The sequence below is a fragment of the Klebsiella ornithinolytica genome (assembly GCF_030505655.1).
GTDB lineage: Bacteria > Pseudomonadota > Gammaproteobacteria > Enterobacterales > Enterobacteriaceae > Klebsiella > Klebsiella ornithinolytica.
Map to the genome: position 1 here is coordinate 2456151 of NZ_CP130153.1, position 14746 is coordinate 2470896.

Sequence of the window (14746 nt, forward strand, 5' to 3'; positions counted from 1 at the left end):
GCCAACATGAGTTTGTTGACCCCCATGCTGCGCAGCAGTCCGCTGACCGCCTGGTTTAGCGATGCGCAGCGGGTGCAGGGGATGCTGGATTTTGAAGCGGCGCTGGTCCGCGCACAGGCATCCTGCGGCACCGTGCCGCAGGATGCTGTCGCCCCCATCGTCAGCGCCTGCCAGCATTCGGCCATCGATTTTCCGGCCCTCGGGCTGGCTGCCGCCAGCGCGGGCAACCTGGCGATTCCGCTGGTGAAGCAGCTCACCGCGCGGGTGAAGACGCAGGATGCCGGTGCGGCACGCTACGTTCACTGGGGGGCGACCAGCCAGGATGCCATCGACAGCGGGCTGGTCTTGCAGCTGCGCGGCGCGCTGGACGAAACGGAACGTCTGTTGCAACAGCTGATTGACGGCTTCGCCACCCAGGCTGAACGCTATCAGAACACGGTAATGCCCGGTCGTACCTGGATGCAGCACGCGCTGCCGGTCACCTTTGGCCTGAAGCTGGCGGGGACGCTTGATGCGCTGCTGCGCTGGCAGCAGCGTTTGCGGGAGATGCGTCCGCGGGTGCTGGTGCTGCAGTTTGGCGGCGCGGCGGGTACCCTGGATTCGCTAAAGGCCGATGCATCGCCGGTTGCGGCGGCGCTGGCCAGCCTGCTCGGGCTGACTCTGCCGGATACGCCGTGGCACAGTCAGCGTGACCGGTTGCTGGAAGTGGGGGCCTGGTTTGCGGGACTGTGCGGCACGCTGGGCAAATTTGCGAACGATTTTTCCCTGCTGATGCAAACCGAAGTGGCGGAAGTCAGCGAACCGGTTGCGGAAGGGCGCGGCGGATCGTCGACCATGCCGCACAAACGCAACCCAATCGCCTGTAGCGCGATTTTAACCGCGGCCCAGCGCACGCCTGGACTGGTGGCGACGCTTTACGCCGGCCAGATTCAGCAGCATGAACGCGCCCTTGGCGGCTGGCAGGCGGAATGGGAGACCCTCCCGGAGCTGATTATGCTGGTGGGTGGGGCACTGGCGCAAAGCGATGCGCTGGTTCGCGATATGCAGGTCTTCCCGCAGAAAATGCGGGCCGACCTGGAGATAACCCACGGACTGATTATGGCCGAGGCGGTGACGCTGGCGCTGGCGGCGTTTATTGGCAAAGCCGATGCCCATCACCGTATTGAGGCGCTGTGCCGCCAGGCGATCGACGAATCCCGCCCGCTGCAGGCGTTGCTGGAGAACGACCCGCTGGTCAGCCAGCATCTTTCGCCCCCCCGTTTAACGCAGCTGCTGGATCCGGCCACGGCCACCGGCAGCGCCGAACGTTTTGTGCGCCAGGTCGTGGCGCGTTACAAGGAGCAACGTAATGAACCTTGATTATCAGCTGGACGGGCCGGAAGGCGCGCCGGTCATTGTGCTTTCTAACTCGCTCGGGACCACCCGCGCAATGTGGCAGCCGCAGATGGCGGCCTTAACCCAACGGTTCCGCGTGCTGCGCTATGACACCCACGGCCATGGTAAAACCCAAAAGTCGGGCAAGGTCACGCTGGCGCAGCTTGGGGAAGATGTGATTGCGCTGCTCGATCATCTCAATATCGCCAAAGCCTGGTTTTGCGGCATCTCGATGGGCGGCCTGACCGGGCTATGGCTGGGGCGTTTTGCCGCGGATCGTTTCTACGGTATCGCGGTGGCCAACACGGCGGCGCGGATTGGCGATCAGGCCAGCTGGCTTTCCCGTTCGCGTGCCGTGCGCCAGGAGGGAATGGACGTGGTGGCCGCCGGTGCGGCGGACCGCTGGTTCACGCACGCCTTCCGTCAGAAGGCGCCGGAGGTGGTTGAGGCGCTGTGCCATCAGCTGACCCATAGCAATGCCGAAGGGTATGCCGAGTGCTGCGAAGCGCTGGCGGCAGCCGATTTGCGCAGCGAAGTCGGACAAATTAGCGTGCCGACGCTGATTATTGCCGGTGAAAGTGACCCTGTCACTACCGTTGCCGATGCGCATTTTTTACATCAGCAGATCCCCGCGTCGCAGGTGGTGGTGGTTTCCGCCTCACATCTGTCCAGCATCGAGTCGCCGGGGGCCTTTAGCGCGGCGCTGTTGGCTTTTTTGCAGGAGGGCGATCGTGGACGATAAAACCCGTTACCAGCAGGGCATGAACGTTCGGCGCAAAGTGCTGGGCGATGCCCATGTCGAGCGCACGCTGCACAATCTGACGCCGCTCAATGACGAGTTTCAGGATTTCATTACCCGCTATGCGTGGGGAGAAACCTGGACCCGACCGGGGCTGGATCACCATACCCGCAGCATGATAACTATCGCCATGCTGATTGCGCTGAACCGTGAAGCGGAGCTGAAAATGCATTTGCGCGCGGCGTTTAATAATGGCGTGACCCGCGATGAGCTGAAAGAGTTGATTATGCACTCGGCGCTGTACTGCGGGCTGCCTGCTGCCAATGCCACGATGCATCTTGCGCAGCAGGTGTTTGATGAGCTGGACGGGAAACCGGCCTGATGCGGCTCTGCTGGCCGGTCTTTACCGGCCAGCATCGTGATTTATCCCTCTGTTGTCTGCGGGTCTTGCGCCGCCGGCGCGGCGTACCAGTCCTCTTTCGCCACCATCACGGTTCCCTTCGGCTGCATGACAAAGTTCGGCGACATGATCTGCACGCCAAATTCATTAAATACATCCTGAATATTGCTGTGCAGTGCGGTACGCCCGTCGGCCAGCGAGGTTTCCGCCAGTAGCAGGACCTGCAGCTCATAGGAGACGTACCAGTCCATCAGGCCAAGCTGACGCACCAGCGGCGGCTGACGGTGGTCGATACCCGGCGCGCGGCGGGCCGCCAGTTCCAGCATCGCCTGAACCTGTCGCCACGGCGTGTCGTAGCCGATGGTGACGCCGGTGGTCAGGTTAAGGCCGGCTTCGCTGTTTTGGGCGCTGAGGTTGGTGATTTTTCCGCTGACTACTACGGCGTTTGGCACCGTCACGATATAGTTTTCCCGGGTGACGATTTTGGTGGCCAGCATCCCAATTTCACTGACCTTACCCTCATTATCGGCAATCCGAATCACATCGCCTTTGCGCAGCGCGCGCGAGTAAATCAGCACCAGACCGCTCATGGCATGGTTCATGACTCCCGCCGATCCCAGGGTTAACATCAGACCGAAAAAGACGCTAATGCCTTTAAAAGCCAGCGAGTTGGCGCCAGGCAAAAAGGGGTAAGCGGCGGAGAGGGCGAACAGCCAGATGACCACCGAGATAAGTTTACGCGTCGCGCCTACCGTTTCCGGATGCAGACCCGGAATTTGCAGACGACCGGCTTCCACCTGACTGAGCAGCAGTTTTACCAGACGGATAATAAACCAGGTGATCAGCAGGATAATCAGAACAATCAGCAGGCCGGGTAGCGCCGAGACTATCGACAGCGCAATCTCCTGCAGGACGCGGACCGACCACTCTCCCAGCGATTCGCTCCACACGCGCGTCCAGGGGAACAGGCCGAAGGCCCAGCTTAGCCAGGCATAGAGCGCCACCGTACCAAGCAAGACCATCAGCAGGGCATAGAGTCTGGTTTCGATATTGCCGAGAAACCGCCGCCAGCTCTGGGGGATCCAGCCGCGCTTTTGCAGAATCTGCAGCAGAAAATAGCGGCGAACCCGACGCCAGGAGCGCCAGGCGACGTAATAAAAGGCGGCCAACAGCAGCGCCCCGACCACCACTTTAACCACCGCCAGCGCCAGGTAGGGGGTGTTGTACTGTTCCCGAAGCGCACTGCGCTGTGCCTCCATACGGGCGAGAACCCGTTGGCTGGCCTGGTCGAGGGTCAGGTCGTCACCTTCGTCGAGGTCGGCCTGGCTCAGCAACATAATGGGTTTACCGTTCATAAGGAACAAACGACCCGGCAGGTTGTAGCGCGTGACCGGAACAACCTGCAGCGGCTGGCTGATATCCGCCTCGGTAAAAGCACGTAGCGTATTCCGAATCCGCAGCACCCGCTCTTCGGGCGTCGTCTGGCCGAAGGTCGCCTGTAACATCACAATCGGCTGGTGGAAAATTTTTACCGTACGGGCCTGTTCACGTTCTGTGGGCTGTTGGCGCGGTTCTGCCGCCGAAAGGGGGAACGCCAGGCATAGCGCGAGGGCGGCTAAAAAAAACGCCTGTATCTTGTTCATATGCAGCACCCAAAAAAAGAGAATTATCGTTATTTTTCAGGTGGTCAACGGCACTCCCTGACCAGGCCCTGCTTTGAGCATAGACCAGCGATAAGCGAATACAAGCGCGGCGGACAGGTCGCGAATATCGAGGATGAGGCCGGCAAACGGCGTCGGGGGCCGCGTCATAATGTACTGAGCGGTGGCCTTGGCGCTGACAAAATGTGCGATCTTCTTGACACTACGTTGACAAATAGATGCCTGGTCAGTAGTTTCAATTGTAATTACTGACCAGGCAAATATCATGAATAACCATCCGGGTATTATTAACAATAGATTTCACTTAGGTTTGTTGATCCATCTGGCTAACCAGTTCAAGGACCAGCTGATTAGCCAGCACTTCTCCGGCATGGACATTACCGCCGCGCAGTTCAAGGTGCTGATCAGTATTTATAAAGGCTTTAACAGCCCGGTCGAAATCAGTAAAAACCTGGTCATGGACGCCGGCGCCATGAGCCGAATGGTGGATCGAATGGTCAAGCGTGAGCTGATCAGCCGCTCCCCAAATCCACAGGATAAACGCCAGGTGATTCTGGCATTGACCGACAAAGGGCTGCTGATTTGCGAGCGCTTTGTCAATGAAGCGCTGGTGTCGATCATCAGCGAACTCACCGCCCGACTGACTCCCGATGAATCCCGACAGCTGGTCGATCTGATGACCAAAATGTTGCCAGACGAGATCGTCGCCCCTCATCGCTAATGCATTCAAAAAGGTCCTGACAAGATGGAAACCACTGCGGTACAACAGGCTGAGCGCGGCAGCAAGCGCAAACGAAACTTTATTATTTTATTGATTATTCTGCTTCTCGCCGCCGGAGGCGGGGTGGCGTGGTATTTGCTGTACGCCCGCTACTATGAAACGACCGACGATGCCTATGTCAATGGTAACCAGGTGACGCTCACCCCGCAGATTGGCGGTACGGTCACTCAGGTGACGGTGGATGAAGGCGACTTCGTGCAGAAGGGGCAGCCGCTGGTGCTGCTCGACCCCAGCGATACCGAAATTGCGCTGCAGCAGGCGGAGGCCAGTCTGGCGAATACCGTTCGCCAGGTTCGCGGCCTGTACAGCACCGCGGATAACTACCGCGCCCAGGTCGCCGCAAAAAAAGTGGCGTTGCAAACGGCGCAAAACGACTATGCGCGGCGGCAGAAAATCTTCCAGAGCGGGGCGATCGCCGCGGAAGACCTGGCGCATTACCGCGATGCGGTCACCAGCGCGCAAAGCGATCTTCTGGCCGCTCAGGAAGCGCTGCGCACCAATATGGCCATGGTGGATGACACCGTAATCGACAGCCACCCGGAAATTAAAAGTGCCGTCGCCACTTTCCGTCAGCGCTATCTCGACAACTCCCGCAGCACCATCGTGGCTCCGGTCAGCGGCTATGTGGCGAAGCGGGCGGTGCAGCTTGGCATGCGCGTTGATTCCGGCACGACGCTGATGGCTATCGTGCCGCTGAACGAAGTCTGGGTGGATGCCAACTTCAAAGAGAGCCAGATGAAGGGGATGCGCCTCGGACAAAAAGTCACGCTCAGCGCGGATCTGTACGGCGATGATGTTGAGTATCACGGCACCATCGAGAGCCTGGGTATTGGCACCGGCAGCGCTTTCTCGCTGCTGCCGGCACAGAACGCCAGCGGTAACTGGATCAAAATTGTCCAGCGTCTGCCGGTCCGTATCGTGCTCGATCCCCATGATATGCAGAAAAACCCGCTGCGCGTCGGCCTGTCGATGAACGTTAGCGTCGATATTCGCGACGCTGACGGGCACCTGCTGCCGCAGCAAACCGTTAGCAGCCCGCGTTTCACCACCGATGTGTATCAAAACCCGCTGGCAGAAGCGGACAAACTGGTGGCTAAAATCCTTCATGACAACAGCAAAACGATAGCCGCCGGCGCCCGTTAAGAGAGACGTTATGCACGATAAGGCTGCCTTTACACCGCCCAATATGTGGCTGGCGGTGCTCGCGCTGTCTCTGGCCACGTTTATGCAGGTGCTGGATTCCACTATCGCCAACGTGGCGTTGCCGACGATTGCCGGCAACCTCGGGGTCAGCGCGGATCAGGGGACATGGGTGATCACCTCATTTGCGGTGTGTAACGCTATCGCGCTGCCGCTGACCGGTTGGTTTACGCGCCGCTTCGGGCAGTTAAAGCTGTTTATTGGCTCGGTGATGATGTTTACGCTGACCTCATTCCTGTGCGGATTTGCCCACAGTATGACCGAGCTGATTATCTTCCGCGCGCTACAGGGCTTTTTCGCCGGCCCTATGTTCCCGATGTGTCAGACGCTGCTGCTGGTTATCTTCCCCGCCAGTAAACGCAGTATGGCCCTGGCGCTCCTGTCGATGGTGACCGTGGTGGCGCCGATTGTCGGGCCGATTACCGGCGGCTGGATAACGGACAACTACTCCTGGCCGTGGATCTTCTACATCAACGTACCGATCGGCATCTTCGCCACCATCGTCGTCTGGACGCAGATGCGTGAACGGGAAGAGACCACCACCCACGCCCCCATTGATTACATCGGGATTGCGCTGCTGGTGCTTGGGGTTGGGCTGCTGCAGGTGGTGCTTGATAAAGGTAACGATCTTGACTGGTTTGCCTCTTCGCAGATCGTTGTGATGTCGACGATTTCAGCCATCTCGCTGGTGTCTTTCGTTATCTGGGAGCTGGGCGAGCGTCATCCGATTGTTAATCTGCGCTTGTTCAAAGATCGCAATTTTGCGATTGGTACGCTCTCGCTGACTCTGGGCTACGCGGCTTTTTTTGCTATCAATATTATTCTGCCGCAGTGGCTGCAAACGCAGATGGGCTACACCGCGATCTGGGCCGGACTGGCCGCCGCGCCGATGGGGATCCTGCCGCTGATAATGACGCCGATTATTGGCCGCTACGCCAATAATTTCGACCTGCGTATTCTGGCTTCGCTCTCGTTCCTGACGATGGGGGCCTCCTGCCTTATTCGCGCGCAGTTCAATACCGATGTCGATTTCCGCACTATCGCCGAAGTGCAGCTGTTCATGGGAATCGGCGTGGCGTTTTTCTTCATGCCTATCACGACGATTGTGCTGTCAAACCTGAACGGCGCAGAAGTGGCGGAAGGCTCCGGTCTGGCGACCTTCTTCCGCGTGCTGGGCGGCTCGTTCGCGTCGTCGCTCACCACCTGGATCTGGTCGCGGCGGGAAGTTTTCCACCATGCCAACCTGACGGAAAGCGTCTCCGCCTACAATCCCGCTGCGGTGGACTACATCGACAAGATGGGCGGAGCCACGCAGCAGCATATGGCGCTGATTGATAAGAGCATTGAGCAGCAGGCCTACATGATGTCGACCATCGACTATTTTTGGGTGCTGGGCTGGGGCTTTATGGCGCTGATCGTGGTTATCTGGTTTGCCCGGCCGCCGTTCAGTCGTGCCGGAGCGCCGGGCGCCCCCTCGGCCGGTCACTAGCCGCGGGGTGATAAAAAACGAGCCCGAGCTGCGTCTGTTAATTCGATCGTTGCCTGCTTTTTCCTCGACCGTTGTTGCTCTCCGCAGTGATGGACATTTTGGGATGAAAAGGCGTGCAGCGGGGCCCTGGACCCCGCTGAAATCGGCGAACCGAAGGCCGGAAGACAAGGGCTGGCCGCCAGGGATGGCGGCAAGAGGCGAATCGAGACAGGAGCGAGCCCCGGAACGGGCGAGCAGGTCGAGTTGAGCCGACCGCAGGCTGCAGGCCGGGAGGTGAGCGCAGTGCGCAGCACCGATTTCCGTGCGGGACCGCGGGGATTGTTAAGGGGAAGACGGTTATCTTCCCCTTAACCCGGTCACCTCGCACTGAGGCCGCATGTTCTGCCTGACGTAGGGTGAACGGAATACCTCTTAGCTCAGCGCCCGGCTTTAGCCGGCAACACTACCGCTGGGCACAGCCGTTACACTGCTTGTTCTGAATCTGCTGGAAGAAATCATTGCCTTTGTCATCCACCAGGATGAAGGCCGGGAAATCTTCCACTTCGATTTTCCAGATAGCTTCCATCCCCAGTTCCGGATACGCCACGCACTCCAGGCTGCGGATACTCTGCTGCGCCAGCACCGCCGCCGGGCCGCCAATGCTGCCGAGATAGAATCCGCCGTGTTTGTGACAGGCGTCGGTCACCTGCTGGCTGCGGTTGCCTTTTGCCAGCATCACCATGCTGGCGCCGTGGGACTGCAGCAGATCAACATAGGAGTCCATGCGCCCTGCGGTGGTTGGGCCGAGTGAACCTGAGGCGTAACCTTCCGGAGTTTTCGCCGGACCGGCGTAGTAGATCGGGTGATCTTTCACGTACTGCGGCAGCGCTTCACCGTTATCCAGCAGCTCTTTCAGCTTCGCGTGGGCGATATCGCGCGCCACGATGATGGTGCCGTTCAGCGTCAGACGGGTGGAGACCGGATGGGCGGACAGCTGCGCCAGGATCTCGCTCATCGGCTGATTCAGATTAATGCTGACCACCTGGCCTTCACCTTGCTCACGCAGCGCTTCCGGGATGTACTGGCCCGGGTTGCTCTCCAGCTTTTCAATCCAGATACCGTGGCGGTTGATTTTGGCTTTGATATTGCGGTCAGCGGAGCAGGAGACGCCCATGCCGACCGGGCAGGAGGCCCCGTGACGCGGCAGGCGAATCACGCGGATATCGTGGGCAAAGTATTTGCCGCCGAACTGCGCGCCGAGGCCGAGATTCTGCGCTGCCAGCAGCAGCTCTTGCTCCAGCTGAACATCGCGGAACGCCTGGCCGTGCTCGTTACCTTCGGTGGGTAAACCATCGTAGTAGCGCGTGGAGGCCAGCTTCACGGTTTTCAGCGTCGATTCCGCCGAGGTGCCGCCGATCACAAAGGCGATATGGTACGGCGGACAGGCCGCGGTGCCGAGGGTGCGCATCTTCTCAACCAGGTAGTTTTTTAGTTTCGCCGGGGTAATCAGCGCTTTGGTTTCCTGATACAGATAGGTTTTGTTGGCTGAGCCGCCGCCTTTCGCCATGCACAGAAATTTGTACTCGTCGCCGTCGGTGGCATACAGATCGATCTGCGCCGGCAGGTTAGTCCCGGTGTTGACCTCTTTGTACATATCCAGCGGAGCATTTTGCGAGTAGCGCAGGTTATCTTCGGTATAGGTGTTGTAAACGCCGCGGGCCAGCGCCGCTTCATCGCCGCCGCCGGTCCAGACGCGCTGACCTTTTTTACCCATGATGATCGCGGTACCGGTATCCTGGCAGGTCGGCAGCACACCTTTCGCCGCAATTTCCGAATTGCGCAGGAACTGCAGGGCGACGTATTTGTCGTTTTCGCCGGCTTCCGGGTCGAGCAGGATTGACGCAACCTGCTTTTGATGGGAAACGCGCAGCATAAAGGCCGCATCGTGGAAGGCCTGCTGGGCCAGCAGGGTCAGGGCTTCAGGTTCAACCTTCAGGATCTCCTGGCCTTCAAATTCGGCCACGGAAACATGTTCTTTGCTCAGCAGATAGTATTCGGTCTCATCTTTTGCCAGCGGAAAGGCTTCCTGGTAAACAAACGGTTTAGTCGACATAGCTTTGCTCCCTAAGAGTAAAACCGCCGGAGGAGAACCTCCGGCGGTTATGAATCAGAACATCATAGACATCCACGGATAGCCAATCAGCAGCAGGGCGGCCAGGAAGATGGCGCCGAAGATGGTGCCGAGGCGCCAGTAGTCTTTGGTTGGCAGGTAGCCGCTGCCGTAGTAAATCGGGCTTGGACCGGTACCGTACGGGGTGATGATGCCCATCACGCCGAGCGAGGTGACCATCAGCAGGACGAAGACCTGCATATTCATACCCGGAATGGTGGAGGCGATAGTCAGCATCGCCGGCAGCAGCGCGGTGGTGTGCGCGGTGGTGCTGGCGAACAGGTAGTGCAGCAGGTAGAACGCCAGCAGCAGCACGATAGTGGCGACCCCCGGGGAGATGCCGCTCATCAACGCGCCACCTTCTTTACCCAGCCAGGCGATAAAACCGGTCGAGGAGAGGCCGTCGGCCAGCGCCACCAGCGTGGCGAACCAGACAAAGGTGTTCCATGCCGCTTTATTGTTGGTGATATCGCTCCACGAAAGTACGCCGGTCCACAGCATCAGCACAATCACCAGCAGGGCGGCCAGCGCCGGTTCAATCCACTCGGCGGCGAAAATCCACATGGTCAGGGCGAAGCAGACGAACACCAGCAGCAGGATCTCATTGCGCGACAGCTTGCCCAGTTTTTCCAGCTCACGAGCGGCCCACAGCGGCACTTCGTTGTTGACTTTCACTTCCGGCGGATAGAACCAGTAAGCCAGCAGCGGCATAGCCAGAATCAGCAGGATACCCAGCGGCAGGAAGGCGATAAACCAGGTGCCCCACGAGATATTGATGCCAACGATGCTTTTGACCAGCGCGAGGGCCAGCAGGTTTGGCGCCAGCGCGGAGAGGAACATCGAACTGGTGATACAGGCGGCGGTAATGGCCACCCACATCAGGTAGGAGCCGATTCGACGCGCGCTGGGATCGTTTGGTTTAGAACCGTACAGCGGCGGCAGGTTGGCGATAATCGGGTAGATTGTCCCGCCGCTGCGCGCGGTATTGGACGGGGTAAACGGTGCCAGCAGCAGGTCAGCAAAGGTAATGGCATAACCCAGCGTCAGGCTGCGGCGGCCCAGATACTTCACCAGGATCAGCGCCAGACGGCGACCAAACTGGGTTTTATCGTAGCCAGCGGCGAACATGAAGGCGCCGAAAATCAGCCAGACGGTGGAGTTACCAAAACCGCTGACCGCCCATTTAAACGAGGCGCCGGCCAGTTTGAATTTAGGGTCGGCCAGTTGCGCCGGGTTGAAGAGCAGCCACTGGCTGCACAGGGCGATGACCACCACCCCGGTGATACCGATCACGGCGCCCGGCAGGGGTTCAAAAATCAGCCCGACAATAACGCCAACGAAGATAGCAAAGTAGTGCCAGGCATAAGGCGGTAACCCGTCAGGCACCGGCACGAAGAGTAAAAGAACTGCAACAATAATGGGCAGCGCCATCATCAGCAGGCGGTTTTTATTTGCAGCCTTGGGACTGGCGGCACCGGCAGGCGGTATGGTTGTCTGTTTCTCTTTCATAATGAGTATCTGCGAGTAGTTGAAAATACGGTTGCGTCACGTCATAACCGGTGATTTTTTTAATTTCAAAACTTTCTTTACTTATTAATCTTTGGTTTTGATGATTTTCGTGACGGTTATTTAACGCCTTTTTCTGTGCGTTAAATTTAATTTGTTGGTTATTTATATATTGCGCTTTGTTGCTTTATTGCAATTGATCAAGATCAATAAACACGGTGTGTGAAGGTGTTTTTTTTATTTTCAAAATAACCCTGACGGATGAGGTGTTTATTTGTTTAAAATATAGATAAATGTTAATGGATAATTGATTTATAAACGTTCGTTAAAACAAAATCTATCCTATCTATATGATATTGATAAGTTTTATTTTGTGTCTGGTATGTTTTGTTATTTAACAAAAGTGGCGGGTATGTTATCGGTGTTTTGCTTTGTGTGAAAATTGTATTTTTAATTAATAATACAATGGAGGTACTGATGTTATTGGTGGTATTAAATAGTTTTTTAACTAACGTAATTGGTTTGGTAACTAAAAATAGCGCTATATTATGGGCATGACAACAGGAATTAAGAAACACAACCAAAAACAATTCCGTCACCCAATTCTGAATTTTCAATATTTAAAATCTGGAGTGTTAATATGACCAGTAACCCACGTATATTGCGTCCTTTTACCTTACCGAATGGTACTGAGTTAAAAAACCGTTTGTTAATGGCACCGATGACCACCTGCACCGGCTATTTTGACGGCAGCGTCACCAGCGAACTGGTGGAATACTATCGCGCTCGTGCCGGCAGCATTGGCACCATTATCGTTGAGTGCTGCTTTATTGATAATTACGGTCTGGCTTTCCCCGGCGCCATCGGCATCGACAATGACGAGAAAATTGCCGGTCTGGCTAAAATCGCCGACGCCATCAAAGCCGAAGGGTCAAAAGCGATTCTGCAGATCTATCACGGCGGGCGTATGGTCGATCCGCAGCTGATCGGCGGCCGTCAACCGGTGGCGCCGAGCGCGCTGGCGGCACCGCGTGAAGGTGCCGCGATGCCGCGTGAGCTGAGCGGTGAAGAAGTTGAGGGCATGATCGCCAAATTTGGCGACGGCGTACGTCGTGCCATTCTGGCCGGTTTTGATGGCGTGGAGATTCACGGCGCTAACACCTATCTTATCCAGCAGTTCTATTCCCCGAACTCCAACCAACGCGATGACCAGTGGGGCGGCAGCCGCGACAACCGCGCGCGTTTCCCGCTGGCGGTGCTGGACATTACCCACAAAATGGCGAGCCAGTACGCCGACGATGCCTTTATTATCGGCTATCGCTTCTCCCCGGAAGAGCTGGAAGAGCCGGGTATCCGTTTTGACGACACCATGTACCTGCTGGAAAAACTGGCGGCGCGCGGTCTCGACTATCTGCACTTCTCCGTCGGCGCGTCACTGCGTCCGTCGATTGTTGATACCCGCGATCCGACGCCGTTGATTGAAAAATATTGTGCGCTGCGCTCTGACACCCTGGCTCAAATCCCGGTGATGGGCGTTGGCGGCGTGGTGAACGCCGCGGATGCGGAGCAGGGGCTGGATCATGGTTACGATCTGATTGCCGTGGGCCGCGCCTGCATTGCCTATCCGGACTGGGCGGCGCGGATTGCTGCGGGAGAAAATCTCGAGCTGTTTATCGATAGCACCCAGCGCGAAGCGCTGAATATCCCGGAGCCGCTGTGGCGCTTCTCGCTGGTAGAAGCCATGATCCGCGACATGAGCATGGGCGATGCGAAGTTTAAACCCGGCCTTTTTGTGGAAACCGTTCAGGACGATGCCAACGAACTGGTCATCAACGTCAGTCTGGAAAATGACCGCATCGCCGATATTGAACTGGCTGCCGGCCCGGTCCAGAACGTGGAGTTCACCACCAGTTTCGAAGAGATCCGCGAGCGCATTTTGACCGCCAATACGCCGCACGTGGACGCGATTTCTGGCGCGACCAGCCAAAGTGAAGCGGTGAAAAAAGCGGTGTCGAAAGCGATGCTGAAATCAAGTAAAGCGCTGGCGCTGGAAGAGGGCGGCGCAGACCTGACGCCGAAAAGCTATGACGTGGTGGTGGTCGGGAGCGGCGGCGCCGGCCTGGCGGCAGCCATTCAGGCGCACGATGAAGGCGCAAGCGTCCTGATCGTAGAGAAAATGCCCACCATCGGCGGTAATACCATTAAAGCCTCTGCCGGAATGAACGCCGCGGAAACGCGCTTCCAGCGGGTAAAAGGTATTGAGGACAGCAAAGAGCTGTTCTATCAGGAAACCTTAAAAGGCGGGCAGAATAAAAACAATCCGCAATTGCTGCGTCGGTTCGTGGAAAACGCCCCGGAGGCCATCGAATGGCTGGCGCGTCGTGGGATCATGCTGAATGACATCACCACCACCGGCGGGATGAGTATCGACCGTACTCACCGTCCGCGTGACGGATCTGCGGTTGGTGGCTATCTGATCAGCGGTCTGGTGCGCAATATCACCCGACGCGGCATCGATGTGATGCTGGATACGTCGGTGGAAGAGATCCTGATGGCTCACGGCGAAGTGAGCGGCGTACGTCTGCTGAATGATGAGCAGGAAAGCATCGAGGTGCAGACCAAAAGTATCGTCATGGCGACCGGTGGCTTCAGCGCCAATAGCGCGATGGTGGTGAAATATCGCCCGGATCTGGCGGGTTTTGTCACCACCAACCATAAAGGGGCGACCGGCGGCGGCATTGCGCTGCTGGAACGGATTGGCGCCGGTACCGTTGATATGGGCGAAATTCAAATCCACCCGACCGTTGAGCAGAACACGTCGTATCTGATTTCTGAATCGATTCGCGGCGGCGGCGCCATTCTGGTCAATCAACGGGGTAACCGCTTCTTCAACGAAATGGAGACCCGCGATAAAGTGTCTGCGGCGATCATCGCGCTACCGGAGCATTATGCTTACATCGTCTTTGATGAACATGTCCGGGCAAAAAACAAAGCGGCCGACGAATATATCGCCAAAGGTCTGGTGACCAGCGCCAGCTCGCCGCGCGAACTGGCGGAGAAACTGGGGATGGATTACCATGCCTTCCTCGCCACGCTGGAACGCTACAACGGGTTTGTTGAAAATCAGCGTGATGAAGAGTTCGGTCGTACCACCGCGCTGCGCGCGCCGGTTAACCAGGGGCCGTTCCATGCGATTCGCATCGCGCCGGGGGTTCACCACACTATGGGCGGTGTGACCATTAATACTGACACCGCGGTCCTGGATACTCATCATCAGCCGATTGTCGGCGCTTATGCCGCGGGCGAAGTGGTCGGGGGTATCCACGGCGGCAACCGTATCGGCGGCAATGCCGTGGCGGATATTATTATCTTTGGCACCCTGGCGGGCCACCAGGCGGCAAAACGCGCCAGAGGCTAACGCTCAGTGATAACAGGCCGGGTCCGCCC

Annotated in this window: 11 protein-coding genes; 7 read left to right on the top strand and 4 right to left on the bottom strand. The window is 57.7% G+C overall.

What is annotated here, in order from left to right; all coding sequences use genetic code 11:
• The first annotated feature begins 6 nt into the window (after positions 1 to 6).
• From Q1L34_RS11510 to pcaC, 3 genes are read left to right on the top strand one after another with little or no spacing between them, the layout of a single operon-like run.
• Positions 7 to 1359 (top strand): 3-carboxy-cis,cis-muconate cycloisomerase, encoded by a 1353-nt coding sequence (locus Q1L34_RS11510; RefSeq protein ID WP_015584223.1) that lies wholly within the window; start codon positions 7 to 9, stop codon positions 1357 to 1359.
• A complete protein-coding gene (gene pcaD / locus Q1L34_RS11515; protein ID WP_032717526.1) occupies positions 1349 to 2116 on the top strand; it encodes a 3-oxoadipate enol-lactonase in 768 nt (255 codons plus the stop codon). The genes Q1L34_RS11510 and pcaD overlap by 11 nt, the downstream gene beginning before the upstream one ends.
• The gene (pcaC, locus tag Q1L34_RS11520) at positions 2106 to 2495 is read left to right on the top strand and encodes a 4-carboxymuconolactone decarboxylase (protein WP_004862525.1); all 390 of its coding nucleotides are present in this window, start codon (positions 2106 to 2108) and stop codon (positions 2493 to 2495) included. The genes pcaD and pcaC overlap by 11 nt, the downstream gene beginning before the upstream one ends.
• A 41-nt stretch (positions 2496 to 2536) precedes the next feature.
• Here the strand turns inward: pcaC and Q1L34_RS11525 are convergent, their stop codons facing one another.
• Complete coding sequence (locus tag Q1L34_RS11525; protein ID WP_004862522.1) at positions 2537 to 4156, bottom strand: mechanosensitive ion channel family protein; 1620 nt, start codon at positions 4154 to 4156, stop codon at positions 2537 to 2539.
• A 36-nt stretch (positions 4157 to 4192) separates the two neighbouring features.
• Positions 4193 to 4441, bottom strand: coding sequence for a hypothetical protein (locus Q1L34_RS11530; RefSeq protein ID WP_327204515.1), 249 nt, complete (start codon positions 4439 to 4441; stop codon positions 4193 to 4195).
• Here Q1L34_RS11530 and Q1L34_RS11535 point away from each other — a divergent pair.
• Genes Q1L34_RS11535 through Q1L34_RS11545 form a run of 3 tightly spaced genes read left to right on the top strand, consistent with a single transcriptional unit; the run spans position 4440 to position 7644 of the window.
• Positions 4440 to 4895 carry a MarR family transcriptional regulator gene (locus Q1L34_RS11535; RefSeq protein WP_015584227.1) on the top strand — a complete coding sequence of 152 codons (456 nt, stop codon included), beginning with the start codon at positions 4440 to 4442 and terminating at the stop codon, positions 4893 to 4895. The two genes, Q1L34_RS11530 and Q1L34_RS11535, sit on opposite strands and share 2 nt — an antisense overlap.
• A gap of 24 nt (positions 4896 to 4919) precedes the next feature.
• The gene (locus tag Q1L34_RS11540; protein ID WP_113991055.1) at positions 4920 to 6098 is read left to right on the top strand and encodes an HlyD family secretion protein; all 1179 of its coding nucleotides are present in this window, start codon (positions 4920 to 4922) and stop codon (positions 6096 to 6098) included.
• Between the two features lie 10 nt (positions 6099 to 6108).
• Positions 6109 to 7644 carry a DHA2 family efflux MFS transporter permease subunit gene (locus tag Q1L34_RS11545; RefSeq protein WP_004862517.1) on the top strand — a complete coding sequence of 512 codons (1536 nt, stop codon included), beginning with the start codon at positions 6109 to 6111 and terminating at the stop codon, positions 7642 to 7644.
• Between the two features lie 442 nt (positions 7645 to 8086).
• Here Q1L34_RS11545 and fumA read toward each other — a convergent pair whose 3' ends face one another.
• Both fumA and Q1L34_RS11555 read right to left on the bottom strand, forming a co-directional pair.
• Entirely contained in the window at positions 8087 to 9736 is a 1650-nt protein-coding gene (gene fumA, locus Q1L34_RS11550) for a class I fumarate hydratase FumA (RefSeq protein ID WP_327204516.1), read from the bottom strand.
• Between the two features lie 54 nt (positions 9737 to 9790).
• Complete coding sequence (locus Q1L34_RS11555; RefSeq protein WP_004862511.1) at positions 9791 to 11302, bottom strand: anion permease; 1512 nt, start codon at positions 11300 to 11302, stop codon at positions 9791 to 9793.
• Positions 11303 to 11939: 637 nt separating this feature from the next.
• Between Q1L34_RS11555 and Q1L34_RS11560 the strand changes: the two genes are divergently transcribed.
• The gene (locus Q1L34_RS11560; RefSeq protein ID WP_004862509.1) at positions 11940 to 14717 is read left to right on the top strand and encodes a flavocytochrome c; all 2778 of its coding nucleotides are present in this window, start codon (positions 11940 to 11942) and stop codon (positions 14715 to 14717) included.
• The last annotated feature ends 29 nt before the right edge of the window (positions 14718 to 14746 follow it).

Coding starts and splice junctions, on each gene's coding strand:
- Q1L34_RS11535 (WP_015584227.1), top strand. CDS start 4,440: ATGAATAACCATCCGGGTATTATTAACAATAGATTTCACTTAGGTTTG.
- Q1L34_RS11510 (WP_015584223.1), top strand. CDS start 7: ATGAGTTTGTTGACCCCCATGCTGCGCAGCAGTCCGCTGACCGCCTGG.
- pcaD (WP_032717526.1), top strand. CDS start 1,349: ATGAACCTTGATTATCAGCTGGACGGGCCGGAAGGCGCGCCGGTCATT.
- Q1L34_RS11545 (WP_004862517.1), top strand. CDS start 6,109: ATGCACGATAAGGCTGCCTTTACACCGCCCAATATGTGGCTGGCGGTG.
- Q1L34_RS11540 (WP_113991055.1), top strand. CDS start 4,920: ATGGAAACCACTGCGGTACAACAGGCTGAGCGCGGCAGCAAGCGCAAA.
- fumA (WP_327204516.1), bottom strand. CDS start 9,736: ATGTCGACTAAACCGTTTGTTTACCAGGAAGCCTTTCCGCTGGCAAAA.
- Q1L34_RS11525 (WP_004862522.1), bottom strand. CDS start 4,156: ATGAACAAGATACAGGCGTTTTTTTTAGCCGCCCTCGCGCTATGCCTG.
- Q1L34_RS11530 (WP_327204515.1), bottom strand. CDS start 4,441: ATGATATTTGCCTGGTCAGTAATTACAATTGAAACTACTGACCAGGCA.
- Q1L34_RS11560 (WP_004862509.1), top strand. CDS start 11,940: ATGACCAGTAACCCACGTATATTGCGTCCTTTTACCTTACCGAATGGT.
- Q1L34_RS11555 (WP_004862511.1), bottom strand. CDS start 11,302: ATGAAAGAGAAACAGACAACCATACCGCCTGCCGGTGCCGCCAGTCCC.